The organism is Bacillus mexicanus (assembly GCF_050445615.1).
Classification (GTDB): Bacteria; Bacillota; Bacilli; order Bacillales; family Bacillaceae; genus Bacillus; species Bacillus mexicanus.
The window spans coordinates 364,455-383,846 of sequence record NZ_JBCEYV010000002.1 but is presented as its reverse complement, the minus strand read 5'-3'; the positions used below and the strand labels follow the sequence as shown (position 1 = coordinate 383,846).

At 42.1% G+C, this 19,392-nt stretch carries 20 protein-coding genes; 17 read left to right on the top strand and 3 right to left on the bottom strand.

Annotated elements, in window-relative coordinates; translation table 11 throughout:
- Positions 1–329: 329 nt before the first annotated feature.
- The 8 genes from cwlO (at position 330) to AAGG74_RS11570 (ending at position 7,564) form a co-directional block, all read left to right on the top strand.
- Complete coding sequence (cwlO, locus tag AAGG74_RS11605) at positions 330–1,721, top strand: peptidoglycan DL-endopeptidase CwlO (RefSeq protein WP_429675537.1); 1,392 nt, start codon at positions 330–332, stop codon at positions 1,719–1,721.
- Between the two features lie 217 nt (positions 1,722–1,938).
- Positions 1,939–2,889, top strand: coding sequence for a thioredoxin-disulfide reductase (gene trxB, locus AAGG74_RS11600; RefSeq protein ID WP_429675535.1), 951 nt, complete (start codon positions 1,939–1,941; stop codon positions 2,887–2,889).
- A 329-nt stretch (positions 2,890–3,218) separates the two neighbouring features.
- Positions 3,219–3,686, top strand: a complete 468-nt coding sequence (locus AAGG74_RS11595; protein WP_162101862.1) for an 8-oxo-dGTP diphosphatase — start codon at positions 3,219–3,221, stop codon at positions 3,684–3,686.
- Between the two features lie 24 nt (positions 3,687–3,710).
- Positions 3,711–4,592: an RNase adapter RapZ gene (gene rapZ, locus AAGG74_RS11590; RefSeq protein ID WP_162101861.1), complete on the top strand. Its 882-nt coding sequence runs from the start codon at positions 3,711–3,713 to the stop codon at positions 4,590–4,592.
- A gap of 1 nt (position 4,593) precedes the next feature.
- Complete coding sequence (mgfK, locus tag AAGG74_RS11585; RefSeq protein WP_162101897.1) at positions 4,594–5,547, top strand: gluconeogenesis morphogenetic factor; 954 nt, start codon at positions 4,594–4,596, stop codon at positions 5,545–5,547.
- Positions 5,548–5,568: 21 nt separating this feature from the next.
- Positions 5,569–6,519, top strand: a complete 951-nt coding sequence (whiA, locus tag AAGG74_RS11580; protein WP_162101860.1) for a DNA-binding protein WhiA — start codon at positions 5,569–5,571, stop codon at positions 6,517–6,519.
- 23 nt (positions 6,520–6,542) lie between these two features.
- Positions 6,543–6,800, top strand: coding sequence for an HPr family phosphocarrier protein (locus tag AAGG74_RS11575; protein WP_429675532.1), 258 nt, complete (start codon positions 6,543–6,545; stop codon positions 6,798–6,800).
- A gap of 8 nt (positions 6,801–6,808) precedes the next feature.
- On the top strand, positions 6,809–7,564 hold the full coding sequence (locus AAGG74_RS11570) for an arylamine N-acetyltransferase family protein (protein ID WP_429675531.1): 756 nt from the start codon (positions 6,809–6,811) through the stop codon (positions 7,562–7,564).
- Between the two features lie 158 nt (positions 7,565–7,722).
- Here AAGG74_RS11570 and AAGG74_RS11565 read toward each other — a convergent pair whose 3' ends face one another.
- Positions 7,723–7,941, bottom strand: coding sequence for a hypothetical protein (locus tag AAGG74_RS11565; protein ID WP_429675530.1), 219 nt, complete (start codon positions 7,939–7,941; stop codon positions 7,723–7,725).
- Between the two features lie 118 nt (positions 7,942–8,059).
- On the opposite strand from AAGG74_RS11565, the gene AAGG74_RS11560 reads away from it, so the two are divergent.
- The 5 genes from AAGG74_RS11560 (at position 8,060) to AAGG74_RS11540 (ending at position 13,598) form a co-directional block, all read left to right on the top strand.
- The gene (locus tag AAGG74_RS11560) at positions 8,060–8,827 is read left to right on the top strand and encodes a DUF6973 domain-containing protein (RefSeq protein WP_429675529.1); all 768 of its coding nucleotides are present in this window, start codon (positions 8,060–8,062) and stop codon (positions 8,825–8,827) included.
- 216 nt (positions 8,828–9,043) lie between these two features.
- On the top strand, positions 9,044–9,757 hold the full coding sequence (gene psdR, locus AAGG74_RS11555) for a two-component system response regulator PsdR (RefSeq protein WP_429675528.1): 714 nt from the start codon (positions 9,044–9,046) through the stop codon (positions 9,755–9,757).
- Complete coding sequence (locus AAGG74_RS11550; protein ID WP_429675527.1) at positions 9,751–10,821, top strand: HAMP domain-containing histidine kinase; 1,071 nt, start codon at positions 9,751–9,753, stop codon at positions 10,819–10,821. The genes psdR and AAGG74_RS11550 overlap by 7 nt, the downstream gene beginning before the upstream one ends.
- Positions 10,822–10,903: 82 nt before the next feature.
- On the top strand, positions 10,904–11,683 hold the full coding sequence (gene psdA / locus AAGG74_RS11545) for a lantibiotic ABC transporter ATP-binding protein PsdA (protein WP_162101854.1): 780 nt from the start codon (positions 10,904–10,906) through the stop codon (positions 11,681–11,683).
- Positions 11,658–13,598, top strand: a complete 1,941-nt coding sequence (locus AAGG74_RS11540) for an FtsX-like permease family protein (protein ID WP_429675525.1) — start codon at positions 11,658–11,660, stop codon at positions 13,596–13,598. The genes psdA and AAGG74_RS11540 overlap by 26 nt, the downstream gene beginning before the upstream one ends.
- A gap of 35 nt (positions 13,599–13,633) precedes the next feature.
- Here the strand turns inward: AAGG74_RS11540 and AAGG74_RS11535 are convergent, their stop codons facing one another.
- On the bottom strand, positions 13,634–14,608 hold the full coding sequence (locus tag AAGG74_RS11535; RefSeq protein WP_429675524.1) for a 2-hydroxyacid dehydrogenase: 975 nt from the start codon (positions 14,606–14,608) through the stop codon (positions 13,634–13,636).
- A gap of 395 nt (positions 14,609–15,003) precedes the next feature.
- Between AAGG74_RS11535 and AAGG74_RS11530 the strand changes: the two genes are divergently transcribed.
- Both AAGG74_RS11530 and AAGG74_RS11525 read left to right on the top strand, forming a co-directional pair.
- On the top strand, positions 15,004–15,597 hold the full coding sequence (locus tag AAGG74_RS11530) for a beta-class carbonic anhydrase (RefSeq protein ID WP_162101851.1): 594 nt from the start codon (positions 15,004–15,006) through the stop codon (positions 15,595–15,597).
- 18 nt (positions 15,598–15,615) lie between these two features.
- The gene (locus AAGG74_RS11525) at positions 15,616–17,208 is read left to right on the top strand and encodes a SulP family inorganic anion transporter (protein WP_162101850.1); all 1,593 of its coding nucleotides are present in this window, start codon (positions 15,616–15,618) and stop codon (positions 17,206–17,208) included.
- A gap of 26 nt (positions 17,209–17,234) precedes the next feature.
- Here the strand turns inward: AAGG74_RS11525 and AAGG74_RS11520 are convergent, their stop codons facing one another.
- On the bottom strand, positions 17,235–17,555 hold the full coding sequence (locus AAGG74_RS11520) for a MazG nucleotide pyrophosphohydrolase domain-containing protein (RefSeq protein WP_429675522.1): 321 nt from the start codon (positions 17,553–17,555) through the stop codon (positions 17,235–17,237).
- Between the two features lie 116 nt (positions 17,556–17,671).
- Between AAGG74_RS11520 and AAGG74_RS11515 the strand changes: the two genes are divergently transcribed.
- Complete coding sequence (locus AAGG74_RS11515; protein WP_429675520.1) at positions 17,672–18,247, top strand: LOG family protein; 576 nt, start codon at positions 17,672–17,674, stop codon at positions 18,245–18,247.
- 191 nt (positions 18,248–18,438) lie between these two features.
- On the top strand, positions 18,439–19,389 hold the full coding sequence (locus AAGG74_RS11510) for a LacI family DNA-binding transcriptional regulator (RefSeq protein ID WP_162101847.1): 951 nt from the start codon (positions 18,439–18,441) through the stop codon (positions 19,387–19,389).
- Positions 19,390–19,392: the final 3 nt, after the last annotated feature.

The window sequence follows — 19,392 nt, the reverse complement described above, 5'->3', positions numbered from 1 at the left end:
ATTATATTAAGAGAATAATATCGACGTTTTTTTTACTCATTTAAAAAAAATGACAAATGATATACAGTATGACATCTGTTTGAAACACAAATGTAATAAAATTTATCGCTAATTTGTCGAAACTTGATGGTATAATGATTCTCGTACATAAGGAATTAGTGTTTTTTACATATGATGTGAAATAAACGCTATACAACCAGAATAAGAGATACACAGAATAATTAACCATAAACAACCATCATTCCTCGTAGAGTATGAGGAACGAAACTTGATGTTTAAAATACGATTCCAAATGAGAACAGGTTCACAGTAAAAGGGAGGATTTAAAATTGAGAAAGAGTTTATTAACACTTGGTTTGGCTTCCGTCATCGGGACAAGCAGCTTTTTGATCCCGTTTACAAGTAAAACTGCATCGGCGGAAACATTAAATGATAAGAAACAAAAAATCGAAAGCAAGCAATCTGAGGTTGCTTCCAGCATTGAAGCGAAAGAAAAAGAATTAAATAAGCTTCAGGAAAATCAATCAAAGATTGAAAAAGAACTACAAGACATTAACGATAAGGCGCTTGATACAAGCAACAAGATCGAAGATAAAAAAGCAGAAAACGATAAAACAAAAGCAGAAATCAAAAAGCTGAAAAAAGAGATTAAAGAGACAGAAGCCCGCATTGAAAAACGTAACGGCATTCTGAAAAAACGCGTTCGTTCTTTACAGGAAAGCGGCGGATCTCAAGGATACATAGATGTTCTTTTAGGATCAACAAGCTTTGGTGACTTTATCTCTCGCGCGACTGCAGTTTCTTCTATTGTGGATGCAGACAAAGAGTTAATCAAACAGCAAGAGCAGGATAAAGCGAAGCTGGAAGATTCTGAAGCGGATTTAAATGACAAGCTGAAAGAAGTTCAAACAGCATTGGCTAAATTAGAAACGATGCAAAAAGACCTTGATAAACAGCTTGATGAAAAAGACAAGCTTTTCGACGAAGCAAAAGACAGCCAGAAAAAAACGGCTGCTGCGATTTCTGAATTAAAATCAGAAGCGTCTGAACTTGCGAATCAAAAAGCAGATACTGAAGCTGAACAAGCACGCATCAAAAAAGAACAAGAAGCTGCGGCTGCTTTAATCAAAAAGCAGGAAGAAGCTCAAAAAGCATCTGATGAGACACAAACAGCTGAAACCCAAACGGCTACACCTAAAACAGCAAAAGCAAGCTTATCAAATGATGATTCTTCAGACCATTCTTCTAACGGCTCATCTTCTAAGAAGAGCAGCAGCTCAAACAGCGATTCAGGCGGAGGAACTGTCATCAGCAACTCAGGCGGAATTGAAGGAGCAATCAGCGTTGGCTCAAGTCTCGTCGGGAAATCTCCGTACCAATTTGGCGGCGGACGCAGTCAGTCTGATATCGACAACCGTATTTTTGACTGCTCATCATTCGTACGCTGGGCATACGCTTCTGCAGGTGTAAACCTTGGACCTGTCGGCGGCACAACAACTGATACGTTAATCAATAGAGGAAGAGCTGTCAGCGCGTCAGAAATGAAACGCGGAGATCTAGTTTTCTTTAACACATACAAAACAAATGGACACGTTGGTATTTATTTAGGGAATGGAACATTCCTTAACGACAATTCTTCACATGGTGTGTCAATTGATTCTATGAGTAACCCTTACTGGAAAAAATATTTCAATGGCAATGTAAGACGTGTTGTTCAATAATAAATAAGACAAGGGCCTTCTCTGAACAGAAGGCTCTTTCTTTATTAACATCTTTACCCTTAAAAAAATACAATTAATCATAAAAAGAAAAAATTGAGCAAAAAAATAGCGTATCATCCTGAGATTTTATAGGATATGGGTAAGGAATACGTTTGATGGGGATTCTAATTAGAAAAGGTTCCCCGACTTTGAAAAGACGGTTTAAGGAGTGGATCGTGTGTCAGAAGAAAAAATTTATGATGTAATTATTATCGGTGCGGGTCCTGCTGGGATGACGGCCGCTGTATACACATCAAGAGCGAATTTATCGACATTAATGATTGAAAGAGGAATTCCCGGCGGGCAAATGGCCAATACGGAAGATGTAGAAAACTATCCTGGATTCGAAAGCATCCTTGGACCTGAGCTTTCTAACAAAATGTTTGAACACGCAAAAAAATTCGGCGCTGAATACGCTTATGGCGATATTAAAGAAATTGTTGATGGCAAAGAGTACAAAGTGGTCAAAGCTGGTTCAAAAGAATATAAAACACGTGCAGTCATCATTTCCGCAGGTGCGGAGTACAAGAAAATCGGCGTGCCCGGCGAAAAAGAATTGGGCGGCCGCGGCGTATCGTATTGTGCGGTATGTGACGGCGCTTTCTTTAAAGGCAAAGAGCTTGTTGTTGTCGGTGGCGGAGATTCCGCAGTTGAAGAAGGCGTGTATCTGACACGTTTCGCTTCCAAAGTCACGATTGTGCACAGACGTGATAAACTTCGTGCGCAAAGCATTCTTCAAGCGAGAGCATTTGATAATGACAAAGTTGACTTCCTATGGAACAAAACGGTGAAGGAAATTCATGAGGAAAACGGCAAAGTCAGCAATATAACGCTTCTTGATACGGTAACTGGAGAAGAAAGTGAATTCAAAACAGACGGCGTCTTCATTTACGTTGGCATGCTTCCTCTGTCTAAACCGTTTGAGAATTTAGGCATTACGAATGAGGAAGGCTACATCGAAACAAACGACCGCATGGAAACAAAGGTTGAAGGGATTTTCGCTGCTGGAGACATTCGCGAAAAATCACTGCGCCAAATCGTAACGGCTACAGGAGACGGAAGTATTGCGGCACAAAGCGTACAGCATTACGTCGAAGAGCTCAAAGAGACGCTGAAAACGTTAAAATAAAAAAGGGCTGTCATACGAGTTTCATATTACGTTACTGGGTTTTAATTCAGCTGTAACAGTTGTGTAATGCTTTTCGGGTATGATTAATAAAGTAATTGACCCCCTTTTTATAATGAATACACTTTTTGGCACGGATTCTCCAGTTATCCGTGCCCTTTTTTTGTTTACATATAAAAGCTTGATGCCTGTTACAGCAAAACATCTGAACATAGAGATGGATATGCTGTAATATAGAAGAAAAGATTGTCAATGTCTCTTCATTGTGAGAGGCATCTTGAAACGGTATAATAAAGAGACCATGACAGGACGAGAAGGTTAGGTGAACGTACTTGCAAAGAGTGACAAATTGTGTGCTCAAGACGGATGACAAAGTTCTGCTGCTTCAAAAACCGAGACGCGGCTGGTGGGTTGCGCCGGGAGGCAAGATGGAAAGCGGGGAGTCAGTTAGAGACTCCGTCATTAGAGAGTACAGAGAAGAGACAGGTATCTATATCATAAACCCTCAGTTAAAAGGTGTTTTTACCTTTATTATTAAAGACGGTGACCAAGTTGTCTCTGAATGGATGATGTTTACGTTTATCGCTGATTCTTATACCGGTCAAAATGTATCTGAATCAGAGGAAGGTAAACTGCAGTGGCACGATGTCAATGACATTCAAAACCTGCCGATGGCTCCGGGAGACGGCCATATCCTTGATTTTATGATGAAGGGAAAAGGGCTGCTGCACGGAACATTTACGTATACACCGGATTTTGAGCTGCTCAGTTATCGTTTAGATCCGCAGCATATTAAATAAATAGACAAGTCAGGGGGGAGAAGCATGAGTGAATCACATGATATTCAGCTTGTCATTATAACCGGAATGTCGGGAGCGGGGAAAACTGTCGCCATTCAAAGCTTTGAAGATCTCGGCTATTTTTGTGTCGATAATCTTCCGCCTTCATTGCTTCCGAAATTTTTAGAACTGATGAAGGAATCCAATTCGAAAATGAGCAAGGTCGCTCTCGTTATGGATTTGCGCGGCCGTGAGTTTTTTGACCGGTTGATTGAAGCGCTTGATGATATGGCGGAGAATCCGTGGATTACACCGCGTATTTTATTTTTGGACGCGAAGGACTCCATTCTCGTCACCAGATATAAAGAAACAAGACGTTCGCATCCGCTCGCAGTGACAGGTCTGCCGCTTGAAGGGATCGCGCTGGAACGTGAATTGCTTGAGGAATTAAAAGGCCGCTCACAAATCATTTATGATACGTCAGACATGAAGCCGCGTGATTTGCGCGAAAAAATCGTAAAACACTTTGCGACAAATCAAGGGGAGACTTTTACCGTAAATGTCATGTCATTTGGTTTCAAATACGGTATTCCAATTGATGCAGATCTCGTCTTTGATGTCAGATTTTTGCCGAATCCATACTATATCGAAAGTATGCGGCCGCTGACTGGAAAGGATAAAGAGGTTTCTTCTTATGTCATGAAGTGGAATGAAACGCAAAAATTCAATGAGAAATTAATTGATTTGCTGAGCTTTATGCTTCCATCTTACAAAAGAGAAGGAAAAAGCCAGGTTGTCATTGCAATCGGCTGCACAGGGGGCCAGCACCGTTCTGTGACATTAGCCGAGAATTTAGCTGATTATTTCAAAAAGGATTACTATACTCATGTTACTCACCGGGACATTGAAAAGAGAAGCCGGAAATAAGATGGATCAAAAGCCGAAAATCGCAATCTTTGGCGGCGGTACGGGGCTTTCTGTACTGCTTCGGGGCTTAAAGCATAAACCTGTTGATATTACGGCCATTGTGACAGTTGCCGATGACGGGGGAAGCTCTGGCCGTCTGCGGAATGAATTAAAAATCCCCCCTCCCGGAGACATCAGAAATGTGCTTGCCGCTTTATCTGATGTGGAGCCGCTTGTTGAAGATCTTTTTCAGCATCGCTTCAATAAGGGGAATGACTTAACAGGCCACTCTCTCGGGAATTTGATTTTGGCAGCAATGACAAATATAACCGGTGATTTTTTTCATGCTGTCACAGAAATGAGCAAGGTGCTGAATGTAAGAGGAAAGGTATTGCCAGCTGCCAATACCAGTGTCGTTCTGCATGCAGAGATGGAAGACGGCCGCGTGATCTCAGGCGAGTCCACGATTCCAGCATACGGACAGCGCATTAAGCGTGTTTTTCTCACGCCTGAACATATTGATCCGCTGCCGGAAACGATTGACGTGATCAGAGAAGCGGATTTGATTATTATTGGACCGGGAAGCCTTTATACAAGTATTCTTCCCAATATACTCGTCCCAAAAATCGGGGAAGAGGTCGTGAAGGCGTCTGCGAAAAAAGTATACATTTGCAACGTAATGACTCAGCCTGGCGAGACACTCCATTACACCGCTGCCGACCATGTGAAAGCGCTCAATCAGCATATGGGCTGCGGTTTTATTGATACGATATTAGTGAACAGTGAAGATATTCCTGACGAAATAAAACATAAGTACGAAATGGAATCGGCGCGCCCTGTTGAGTTTGATATTGAAGAGCTGAAAGCAATGGGGCTTGAAGTCATCAGAGATCAAATCGCAACGTATAAAAATGACGTAATCCGTCACGATACACATAAAGTGGCCTCTCTTCTTATCGATCTACTGAAAGAATGAAGCCAGAAATGAGGTGGCTATATGTCATTTGCATCAGAAACAAAAAAAGAATTAACCAATCTGGAAGTGAAAGACTGCTGTATTAACGCAGAACTGTCTGCGCTTATCCGGATGAATGGAGCTTTATCATTTACAAACCGCCATCTCGTACTTGATGTTCAAACCGAAAATGCGGCGATTGCCCGCCGCATCTATACATTACTGAAAAAACAATATGATGTATCTGTCGAGCTGCTGGTCAGAAAGAAAATGCGGCTGAAAAAAAATAACGTCTATATTGTGCGTTTTTCAGAAAAGGCAAAAGAGATCTTAGAGGATTTAAAAATACTCGGGGAGAATTTTGTGTTTGAACGAAGTATTTCGAAAGAGCTGGTCAAAAAGAGATGCTGCAAGCGTTCTTATATGCGAGGGGCATTTTTGGCGGGAGGTTCGGTCAATAACCCGGAAACCTCCTCTTATCATTTAGAAATTTTCTCTCTTTATAAGGAGCATAATGATTCATTATGCGACCTGTTAAATGAGTTTCAGCTAAACAGCAAAACGCTCGAACGAAAAAAAGGCTATATCACCTATTTAAAAGAGGCGGAAAAGATTACTGAGTTTCTGAATGTGATCGGCGCCCACAACTCGCTTTTGCGATTTGAGGATGTCCGGATTGTCAGGGATATGAGAAACTCAGTCAATCGTCTCGTCAATTGTGAAACTGCCAACTTAAACAAAACGATCGGTGCTTCGCTCAGACAGGTAGAAAATATTAAATACATTGATGAAAGAATCGGTCTGGATGCGCTTCCTGAAAAACTCCGGGAAATCGCACAGCTTCGGGTTGATTATCAGGAAGTGACGTTGAAAGAGCTCGGAGAAATGGTGACAAGCGGAAAAATCAGCAAATCAGGGATTAACCACAGGCTCAGAAAACTTGATGAAATCGCAGAACAGCTGCGGACAGGGCAAACCGTCACTTTAAAATAACCGTAAAGAAAAGGGGAAATCTTATGGTTCAGCAGAAAGTGGAAGTTCGTTTAAAGACAGGACTGCAGGCGCGTCCTGCTGCTTTGTTTGTACAAGAGGCAAACCGATTTATGTCAGATGTGTTTCTTGAAAAGGATGGAAAAAAAGTAAACGCAAAAAGCATCATGGGGCTGATGAGCCTTGCGGTAAGCACAGGTACTGAAGTTACCTTGATGGCCGAAGGAGAAGACGAACAAGAAGCGCTGGAACAGCTGGCTGCTTATGTTCAAGAGGAAGTGTAGGTGATAAAATGAGTGACTTTCTAAAAGACTGCTTCCGGAAAATCGACTGGAAGAAAGACTATGTCAGCTTCAATGATCTCCCTCTTTTTCTCCAAGCAATGGCTTACCGTTTTCCCTTTGAAAACCGTGCCGTACTTGCAAAAGAGAATTATAAGGTAACAAAAAAAGAGCTATGGCGCCGCCTGGTCAAAGATCAGCATGGCGGTCTTTGCTACGATTTAAATGGTTTGCTTTATTTTATCCTGCGTGAGGCCGGGTTCCATGTAAAGCTCATTCGAGGCACAGTTTATGCAGGACATCTAGAAGATTGGGCGTTAGAAGGATCACATGCTGCTGTATGGCTGTCAGCGGAAAAAGGCGATTACATCGTTGATACCGGCTTCGGCATCAATCTGGCGCTCCAGCCGATACCGCTTTCTGGAGAAACGGTACAGTCACCTGTCGGGTCATTTCGAGTGAAAGAAGAAGAGACAGAAATGGGCAGCCATGTTCTGTTGATGGATAAAGGGGAAGGCTGGCAAATCGGTTACGCCTTTACCCTTGAAGAGAGCGATCCGGGTGATTTAGATGACATGAAGGACATGATACACTCTCATGAAAAATCTCCTTTTAACAAATCACCGCTCGCCTCAAAGCTGACACCAAAAGGTCGGATGGTCATGTCAGACCGCCATTTCACCATTCATGAAAACGGAGGAGAAGGTCAAAAAAGTGACATTGCACCTTCAGAATTTGAAGAGAAATTAAATACTCATTTTTTGTAATATGAAAAGCTTGCAGGCTGTCTGCAAGCTTTTTATTGTTGTAATGAAGAATTCACAACATATTCAGTTTGAATTTTCCCGACTAAAAAATATCTTATTAATTTAACAATTGTTTAAGGAGTAATCATGAACATTAAGCTAAAATCTATAATTCTTCTTTAAGAACAAACATTAATAGATTTATCAAAAGCATCCTCTGGAATGTAAATTTTACTGTTTTCAGTCTTATATGGAATACGATTATCTTTTAGGCATTTTTTGGCGTTTTCCGTTGGTGTATCTCCCCACTGAATGTATTCACCAGTGTAGTTTTTTTCACACGCGGAAATAATAGAAAGAACTGAAATTAATATTAATAGTTTTTTCAAGTTTACCACCCACTTAATAGAATACCTCAATTATAACAAAAAAAGGTTATAAAGAAAATTACTATTGATCACACGCTAATATTATGATAATATTTTACATGTTATTACATAATCTGGAGGTAAAATCGTGAGAAAAAGTTTAATTCTTTTATCAAGTATCGCACTTTCAGCAACAATTTTCACTTCAACAACAGCTTCAGCTCAAGAGTATCCAGTAGATAAAACAAATTCAAAGGCTGACGGAACAAAAAAGAGTGTAACTTATTTAACTGAACAAGAAATTAAAAATAGTGATTTTAATATGTTAAGCAAAGTTTATGAAGAATTGAAAAAAAAGACAGCCAACAAAAATTATACGGAAGAAGAACTCAATAAAATAACAGCTAATGAAATTCAAAAAGCAATTAGAAATAAATCAAATTCCTTTTCAACCATGGGTTATAGCATTCCAGGTTTTGGAGAATTAACTGACGCAGAAATTCGTTTAGCCCAAAGCAATCCGATGGAGTTTGTGAAATATGGAAATGCTGCCCAAGAAGCTAAGACGGAAGCGCAGAAATATTATGGTAAGAGCCAACTTTACCAAGGGAATGGAGACGCATTTCGCCATGCTTATTGGAATGCGCGTTTAGTCCAATCATTTGGCGGAGGACCGAGCCATGGGTATAACAGAGCAAAGGTATGGGCTAACGCACATGAATCAAAATCTTCAGGTATAGATAAAGAAATGGATCTTATTAATAATGAAACTGGGAGATTTCTTGCTATGGAAAACTATTATACATATAGTAGTGTAAAATATAGCAGTGTTTTAAGAAGTATGGTTAAACAAGGTAGTCTAGTAAGGATCGTAAATAAAAAATTAGTAGCTACAAACGGTACTACAGGAAAATAGTTTTGAATTTTATCTAGTTAGAATATTTAATAAACATTTTGGCTTGTTGATTATATCCATTAGCTTGGGTTTAGTCACAAGCTTTTTTATTTTAAATCACATAACAAATAAAAGTGGTTTCTGATAAGCCGTACCGTATGCCCTGTTCCACACATGCTATAATAATTTTGGAATCTTCTAGAAAAATGATCTCGAAGTACAGTAAGGGGGATAAACGTGTATCGGATTTTGCTTGTGGAAGATGACGAGCGGATTGCTTCTTTGCTGGGCGGTCATCTTCAAAAATACGGATATGAAGTGAAAATGGCTGAACAGCTGAATGATATAAAATTGGAATTTACAGAAATGAAGCCCGATCTGGTGCTGCTTGATATCAACCTGCCTTTTTTTGATGGGTTTTATTGGTGCAGGCAAATTCGCACCATTTCCAATGCGCCGATTATTTTTATATCAGCACGGACCGATGAGATGAATCAGGTGATGGCGATTGAAAATGGCGGGGATGATTATATCACGAAGCCATTTCATTTAGAGGTAGTGATGGCCAAAATTAAAAGCGTCCTACGCCGCACATATGGTGAATATTCACCCTCTTTGCCACAGGAATCAAGAATAGTGGAGCTTGGCGGGCTAACGGTTTATCCTGAGCAGAATGAGGCCGAGTGGAACAGCACCCGCATCTTGTTTTCACAAAAAGAATTTCAGCTCCTATCGATTTTCGTGAGAAAGCATAAAAAAATCGTCTCCCGTGATGAATTGCTGGAGACTTTATGGGATGACATCGATTTTGTTGATGATAATACGCTGACGGTCAATGTCAATCGGCTGCGGAGAAAACTGGAGAATGCCGGACTGAAAGATTGTATTTCAACGATAAGAGGACAAGGCTATCAATTTCAAGTCAATCGGAAGGATGAACTGGAGTGTTAAAGACTTATCTCATCGACCGCTTCGCTATTATTTTATTTTCATTATTAGGGATAGGAACTGCCATGCTGATTGCGTATTTAAGCATCATAGAGAGCGGCGCAGAACCTCCCGCAGAAAATATGATGTACATATGGGTATTGCCCGGTGTTCTTTTAGTTGTGGGTATTGCAGCTGATTGCATTCGGCAATTTTCCTTTTTGGCTTATGTCAAAAAGCTTGCAGAACAAGCGTCTTTTTCAAATGACATCGGGCAGTCTTTGAAAGCCCGACAGCCAAGAACACGAGAGCAAGCGCTTTGGACGAAAATAATCAATGCACTTGGGCAGCAATACGACAGCAGGCTCTTACAATACCTGAATCAGCAAAAACAGCATTATACCTTCACCAATCAATGGGTTCATCATATGAAAACACCGGTATCTGTCATTTCTCTCATGATACAAGAAGGAAAAAACGGAACCTCATCCTCTTTTTCGACATTTTTAGAGGAGTTGGAGGATGAAAATGAGAGATTCCGCCATGGACTTGATATGATGCTGCAAACAGCCAGACTGGAGAGATTTGCGTTCGATGTTAAGCCGCAAACCTTGGATTTGGCAGAGCTGGTCCGATCACTCATCAATCAGGAAAAACGGCAGTTTATTAAACGGCGCCTTTTTCCAAAATTACATGCGCCGCCAACTGCCGTTCAGATTTCCAGTGATCAAAAATGGCTTTCCTTTGTTGTTGAGCAAATCCTCTTCAACGCCTTAAAATATTCAAAGCAAGGTGTGGGAGACTCTATTACAATCCGAATTGGGACTGAGGGGCATGAGACACGCTTATCGGTTTCAGATGAAGGGATCGGCATACCGTCGCAGGATCTGCCGCGGATTTTTGACGCTTTTTTTACCGGAGAAAACGGGCGAAGCATGACAGAGGCGACGGGAATGGGCCTTTATTTGGCAAAACAGGTGTGCAGCCGGCTTGGCCATAAGCTGTATGCGGAATCAAAAGAAGGGGCTGGCACTGTGATGACGATCGTGTTTTCAAGTGACACCCTCGTGAATGTGACAGCATTGTAAGGCTGGGGAGCGGAATTGCAAGAAAGTTCGATGGGAGGATGCTGACTTCCTTTTTATAATAAAGAAAAAGGAGGAGCACAACATGAACGTGTTACAGACAACGAACCTATCAAAGACATACTATTCAAATAAAGGAACGATATCATACCAAGCGCTCAGCGACTTTGACCTCAGTGTGGAAAAAGGAGAATTTGTAGGGATTATGGGGCCATCGGGAAGCGGAAAAACCACGCTCCTAAATTTGCTGGCGACCATTGATAAGCCGACCCAGGGTGAGATGATGATCAACGGCATTCAGCCGAAAATGTTAAAGGATCAAGACCTGGCTTTGTTTCGCCGAAGAGAACTCGGCTTCGTCTTTCAGGATTTTAATCTGCTTGATACGCTGACGATTCGGGAAAATATTTTACTCCCGCTCGCCTTGGATAAGGTAAAGCTGAGAGACATGGAAGTCCGCTTGGAAGAATTGGCGGATACACTGCAAATCAAGCATATTCTTGACCACCGGACATATGAGGTGTCGGGCGGACAGCAGCAGCGTGCAGCCTGCGCCAGAGCGATTATTCACCATCCGGCGCTCATTCTTGCCGATGAACCGACAGGAAACCTTGATTCAAAGTCGGCAAAGCAAGTGATGAACACGCTGGCCCAGCTGAATGAAGAAAAGGAAGCGACGATTCTGTTGGTTACACATGATGCCACAGCGGCAAGCTTCTGTAAACGGATTATTTTTATTAAAGACGGCCGTTTCTTTTCAGAGATTCGCAGAGGGACAAATCGGCAGGTGTTTTATCAGAGTATATTGGATACCTTGAGTGTGTTGGGAGGCGATTTTCATGAATTTGAGAACCATCGCCCGTAAAAACATTCTTGGCAATCTGCAACGATATGTCGCCTATTTTTTAAGCTGTGTGTTTGCTGTTTCGGTGTTTTTTGTCTTCACATCTTTTATTTTTCACCCAGATGTCAACGAAGATAATGTATATGGCGGAAGCCTTGTCAAAACATGCTTGGGTGCAGCCCTTATCGTTATCATTGTGTTTTGTATCTTTTTCATCTCCTATTCAAACTCTGCGTTTTTGCAGGCGAGAAAAAAAGAGTTTGGGCTGCTGACGCTATTTGGTACATCAAAGCAGCAGCTGCGCAAGATGATTTATTATGAACAGTCTCTTATTTCTTTAGCGGCGATTGCGGCCGGCATTGGAACAGGGCTGTTATGTTCAAAGCTGTTTTTTATGGTCATGACATGGATGCTCAGCGTGAAGGTGCCGATTTCGTTTGTCATTGTGCCGAAAGCGTTTGTGATGACGGCTGCGGGCTTTTTCATCCTGTTTCAAACGCTGCTCCTTTTATCGCTGGCACGAATTCGCAAGCTGGAAATTATTGAGCTGATGAAGTCGGCCCAAAAGCCAAAAAGCTTGCCGGCTTATTCAAAATGGCTCACTGTGCTGTCTTTATTGTGTCTTGCTGGCGGTTATTATCTGTCTGCCACAGCGAATGCGATTGATATGGTATTTCGTGTATTTCCCATTTTAATTTTAGTGTTAATCGGAACGTATTTCTTTTTCACCCAAAGCAGTGTGGCGTTCTTCCGTATGCTTTACAAAAAGAAACATAGCTTTTATAAAGGTACGAATATGATTGTCCGCTCCAACATGATATTTAGGCTGAAAGATCATGCACGCATGCTGTTTTTAACCTCTATCATTACAGCGGTCATTTTAACCGCTACTGGTGTTATCTATATGTTTTATGCTGATTTAGAAAGACAGGAGGAGCAAAGCATTCCTCAATCTGTTTCCTGGGTGGAAAAAGACGCTTCTCATTTTCAAGTAATGGAGCCTGAAAATGCAGAGAATATATTGAAAAAAGCTGATGCTGATATCAAATATAAGGTGGATGCCACAGGGATTCCTGTCACTTTTCAATCAGACTTGCCGTATGAAAACAGGAAAGCGGAAGCGGAGGCTTTGCTGATTTCAGAGAAAATTTATAATCAAGTGGCAAAGGAAAAAGGTTTCCCTGTTATTCATTTACAAGAAAATGAAGCGTTTATTAATGTTACGTTTCAAATGATGGTAAAAGATACATTTGGTGAAGGGGAAACAGCAGCCTTTCACATGAAATCAGGAAAAACACTTTCCTATGTCATGAAAAAGCAGCAAAACAAAGGGATATTGATGTCAGTCGGAGAAGTCAGCCGTTTATTGGTTGTCAGCGAAAAAAGCTTTGACAGTCTGACGCGGGATGTGCCGCTGAACAACCAGATGAGAGTGGTAGGTTATGAGCTTGAGCATTGGCAGGAGACGGTAGATGTCTCTGAAAAGCTTGGAAATATGGTGCCGAAAGAACATACATCTGATTTTCAAACACGTGCCCCTAGTTTTCAAATTGTAAAGCAGGGAGTCGCATTAATGCTGTTTATCGGTCTGTTTGTCAGCGTACTGTTTTTTATCGTGCAAGGAAGCATGCTGTATTTGCGGATGTTTACGGAAATAGAAGATACGAGAGTGCAAGTTTTAGCATTAAAGAGAATGGGGATTACGGACAAAGAGGTTCACTCTATCCTCGGGAAGCAAATTAGATTTTTGTTTTTCATTCCATTTATCGCGGGTGCTATTCACGCCGGTTTTGCGTATGCGGCGCTAAGTAACATGCTGAATTCCAACTTGTTTCTTGAAGGTGTAATTGTTTTCTTCATTTATTTTGTGTTTCAGGCTGTTTATTATATCGTCACTCGTCATATTTATAAGCGTGCTGTTCTTCAGCATATATAGTAGGAAATCCGGTCTGATCCAGACCGGATTTTTGTTTATTGAAATTCTCTTGTGAGGTTTTTTGGTGTTTGGCCTTCAATGGCTGCGATCATGTTTTCAGCCGCCTGTTTACACATATTAAAGCGTACTTTCGCTGTTGCCGAGCCGATATGCGGGAGTAACGTCACTTGATCCAGCTGCAAGAGAGGATTGTCTTTTGCGATAGGTTCTTCTTCGTACACGTCTAAGCCCGCACCGCGAATCCAGCCTTCTTGAAGGGCACGAATCAATGCCTTTTCATCAACCGTCTTTCCCCGGGAAATATTGACGAAAATTGCTGAATCCTTCATCAGCTTAAATTCTCTTTCGCCTATCATGTGATAGGTTTCATCAGTCAGCGGCGTAATGAGAAGAATAAAATCAGACTGCTCGAGCAATGTATCAAGCTCAGCATACATGACGCCAATGCTGTCTTCCATTTCTTGTTTGCGATGGCGGTTATGGTAGAGCACTTCCATATCGAAGCCGAGTTTGGCGCGCCTCGCTGCTTGTTCGCCGATACGGCCCATACCAATGATACCTAACGTTTGGTGATGAACATCTATGCCGAAAAGCGCTTCTTCTTCAACGGTTCCCCATTTTCCAGCCCTGACGAAACGGTCCAGTTCGGCAACCCGTCTGGCGGAAGACAGAATCAGAGAAAAGGCAAGATCCGCGACTGTGTCATCCAGTGTATAAGGTGTGTGCGTCCCGACCACTCCTCTTTCTTTCATGGCTTCTATATCAAAGTTATCATAGCCTACAGATTGGTTGCTGACCACTTTGAGATTCGGCGCATGCTCCAGCAATTTGCGATTGATGGACGGTCCGGCTGTTCCTGATGTTAAAAGCCCTTCTGCCTCTTTTATTTTCTCAAATAGCACATCATTTGGAAGTGTATCCTCCTGCCATATTTCATAACGGCAATGTTCACCAATGAATGCTTCAATCTCTTCGGGAATCGGTTTTGTGATCAATACAAATGGTTTCAACGAGGCTCCCCCTTTATGGCTGTTGTCTCTTTTATTATATCGGAAATAATTAGATGTTAAAAATATAGCTGCGTTCTTTTTAATTTCTGGTTCTTTTGAACTTAAAATGTCTATTGAAATTGAATAAACAGCTCAATCCGCTTAAATAAGTTTTTTAATTATCTGAATTCACCTATATTTTTTGTCAGACAAATCATCAGTATGCGAGAGAGAACCAGATTATGGGATTCAATAAATGTAAATTTTATTATCTTTGAAAGATATAAATGTGTATGTTTTGATTTTACTGTCCATTTATAGTGTCTTTTTTTGAAAGCCTTTTCGCGGTGTGTTCCTATGCTATAATTCCTTACTGTAAGCTAGGAAAGAAGGCTTGCAAAATCATATGGATGGGGATGAATCAAATGGTTTCTTTAACATCAATTTTGGAACACAATCAGCGGTTTGTCAGAGAGAAGAAGTATGAACCGTACAAAACGACAAAATTCCCTTCAAAAAGGCTCGTTATTGTCACCTGTATGGATACAAGGCTCACAGAACTTCTTCCGCAAGCAATGGGGCTTAAAAACGGCGATGCTAAAATTGTAAAAAATGCGGGAGCCATCGTTTCTCACCCATTTGGAAGTGTGATGCGAAGCATACTGGTGGCGATTTATGAATTGCAGGCTGAAGCGGTGTGCATTGTCGGCCACCATGAATGCGGGATGTCCGGATTAAATGCGTCTTCGATTCTCGAGAAAGCAAAGGAACGCGGCGTGGAAGAAAATTGCCTGAATTTGCTGACCAGCGCAGGACTTGATTTGAAAACGTGGCTGACCGGTTTTCACAGTGTGGAAGAAAGCGTTTCCCACAGTGTGAAGCTGATCAAGAACCATCCGCTTCTGCCGAAGAAGGTGCCGGTGCACGGACTTGTCATTCATCCTGAAACAGGAAAACTTGATGTGATCATTAACGGTTATGAAACTGAGCTTATAAACACACATCCATAAGGGAGGTTATAGCAAAATATGCGATTCTCAGGGAGATTCAAGGGGTATAATTTACAGAAATTTCAGAAAGACTTGATCGCAGGTATTGTAGTAGGTGTCGTGGCAATTCCTTTAGGGATGGCGTTTGCCATTGCCTCGGGAGTCGAGCCTGAATACGGGCTGTACACTGTTGTAGTGGCAGGGATTTGTATTTCTTTGTTTGGAGGATCCAAATATCAAATCGGCGGTCCGACTGGCGCCTTTGTCCCCATTCTATTCGGTATTATCATGCAGTACGGCTTGGAGAACCTTCTGATCGCAGGGTTTATGGCAGGGATAATGCTAGTGCTGTTCGGGCTGTTTAAGCTCGGAAAAATTATGAAGTTTGTGCCGAAACCCGTTATCGTCGGTTTTACAGCCGGAATTGCCGTATTGATCTTTACTGAGCAAATCGCTAATTTTTTCGGTTTGAAAAATGTTGAAAAACATGAGAATTTTCATCACAACATGTTTGAAATTGCACAGAAGCTCGGTACCTTTAACATGTATGCCATTTTGACAGCAGTCATCGGGCTCGTCATTTTGCTTGTATCCGCCAAAGTGATGCCTAAAGTACCGGGTGCTTTATTGGCGCTTCTTATTTCCACACTGGTTGCGGTTGTCTTTTTCCCTGACCGCATGGCGACAATCGGGTCAACATATGGAGATATTCCCCGCCATTTGCCGGAATTTCAGTTCCCGGACCTTACATTGGATAAAATGGTTATGCTTTTTCCGGCAGCGCTTGTTATCGCGCTTCTTGGCGGCCTTGAGTCTATTCTGTCCGCGATGGTCGCTGATAACATGAAGGGCTCAAAGCATGACAGCAACAAAGAGCTTGTCGGCCAAGGGATTGCGAATATAGCTGCGCCGCTGTTCGGCGGAATTCCGGCAACAGGAGCGATCGCCAGAACGGCAACCAATATTAAAAACGGGGCGGTTTCCCCCGTGTCCGGCGTCGTTCATGGTGTAGTCGTTCTTCTTGTCCTGCTCGTATTCGCACCTTATGCGTCTCATGTGCCGCTTGCCAGCATGGCGCCCATTCTCATGGTTGTCGCATGGAACATGAGTGAGCGCAAGGAAGTCGCAAACATGCTGAGGCTGAAAAACGCTGATTCCATTATTTTGGCGGCGACTTTTGTCCTTACGATTCTGTTTGACTTAATCATTGGTGTGGCAACCGGATTGCTGCTCGCATTTGTGTTCTTTATCAGAAGAATGAGTGAAGCGACCCGTGTCCACAATCAGGAATCGCATCCTGTTCTGGCGAAGAGAAAAGACCCGTCTGTCAGCATGTATGCCATAGAAGGGCCGCTGTTTTTCGGGTCAATTGATTCACTTGAATCTTCACTGCTGGAGCATGTACAGAAAAAGCCGAAAACTCTTATTCTGCTCATGAATAAGGTGCACTACATGGATACGTCGGCTGAAGCCGTGCTGGGGAACATTATGAACAGGATTAAACGCCACAACGGAAAGCTGATGATTGTGGGATTGCAATCACAGCCGAAGGAGCTGCTGCATAAAACAGGTCTTTTTCACAAAATAGGAAAACAGCATTTCTTTGATCACCATGATGAAATCACAGGGTAAAGAAAGCGGCCATTCCGGCCGCTTTTTTATGCATGCTCAAATCGTTTTGTCAGTTTTTCTTTGTGGGCTTTCATCACGTCTTCTAAAGAGACACCGTACATATCAGCAAGAATGGCGATATTTCCGATGACATCTCCCATTTCTTCAATCAATTCCTGTTTTTGCTCAGCTCTTGTTGATTCTTTCTCATCCGGCCGGTCTCTGCCGATTTCATATGCTCTGACAGCCCGTGCCAATTCTCCTGCTTCCTCCATTAAGAAGCCGATTCGAATAAACGGTCCGTAGTCTGTCCAGCCTCTTTTTTCATAAAAATCCTTCATCCATTTTTCTGCCTCAGTCAGCTGCAACATCATCACTCCTGTATTCTTTATGTATTTCGTATTGATATTATCACATGATGATGGGACAATATATAGTGTATTTTTTAATGATCAACACGATATATAGATGTGGAGATGACAAGATGAAAACAATTTGCGTATTTGCGGGGTCCAACCCGGGGGGAAATGAAGACTATAAACGAAAAGCGGAAGAGCTTGGCGCCTGCATGGCTGAGCAGGGAATCGGCCTTGTTTATGGCGGGTCCCGCTTAGGTTTGATGGGCGCGATTGCTGACGCCATAATGGAAAACGGTGGAAGTGCAATCGGAGTCATGCCGAGCGGTTTGTTCAGCGGAGAGGTTGTTCATCAAAATCTGACTGATCTGATTGAAGTAAACGGAATGCATGAACGTAAAGCCAAAATGAGCGAGCTGGCAGACGGCTTTATCGCTATGCCGGGCGGCTTCGGTACATATGAAGAATTATTTGAAGTGCTTTGCTGGGCGCAGATCGGCATCCACCAAAAGCCGATCGGACTGTACAATGTGAACGGATATTTTGAACCGATGCTGAAAATGATCAAATACAGCATTCAGGAAGGGTTTTCAAATGATTCGCATCTCAAGCTGATCCACAGCTCTTCACGGCCGGCTGAGTTAATTGAGCAAATGCAAAGCTACTCTTATCCTATTTTAGAGAAAAAGTGGACAGAAATCTAAAAAGGTTTTCTCGTGAAAAGAAGATCATAGCGTATTGCCGGGTGCGAGGTCAGCTGAATATTATATTTTTTAACGTGTGAGATTTCCTAAAGGAAATCTCTTTTTTTATGTTTAGCTGCATCATATATTCAGTTGTAATAAAGGACTTTTTCACTAGTTTGGATAATAAGCACAGTAAGGAGGGAATGAAAATGGCGACATTGTCAGATGTGGCGAAAAAGGCAAATGTTTCGAAAATGACGGTATCACGAGTGATCAATCATCCTGAGACGGTGACAGATGAATTGAAAAAGCTTGTTCATTCTGCGATGAAAGAACTGAATTACTTCCCTAATTATGCAGCAAGAGCGCTTGTGCAAAACAGAACACAGGTTGTTAAGCTGTTAATTCTTGAGGAAATGGATACGACTGAACCATATTACATGAACCTGCTGACTGGAATCAGCCGGGAACTCGATCGCAATCATTATGCGCTCCAGCTTGTAACAAGAAACTCTCTCAATATCGGGCAATGCGACGGTATTATTGCCACTGGCTTAAGAAAGAGCGATTTTGAGGGGGTGATCAAAGCTTTTGAAAAGCCGCTAGTCGTATTTGGCCAAAATGAAATGGGCTATGACTTTATCGATGTGAATAACGAGAAAGGCACTTTTATGGCAACCCGCCATGTGATGAGTCTGGGGGAGCGGGAAGTTGTCTTTATTGGCATTGATTTAGATGAGCCTTTCGAACGTTCCAGAGAACAGGGATATATGAAGGCGATGAATGAAAGATGTAGAAAAACGAAGCTGTTTCGGATTGACAATAGTTCTAAGAAAAGTGAATGCCTTGCAAGGGAAGTGCTGACATCCTTGAATCATCAGACTGCATTTGTCTGCGCCTCTGATCGAATCGCGCTCGGTGTTATTCGTGCAGCACAATCGCTTGGAAAACGAATTCCGACAGACGTCGCGGTGACTGGGAATGATGGTGTTTTTCTTGATCGCATCTCCTCGCCCCGGCTGACTACGGTCAGACAGCCTGTCGTTGAGATGGGGGAAGCCTGTGCGAAAATGTTATTGAAAAAAATGAATGAAGATGGAGCCGCTCAAGGAAATCTATTTTTTGAGCCGGAGTTAATTGTACGTGAATCAACGATGTAAGGC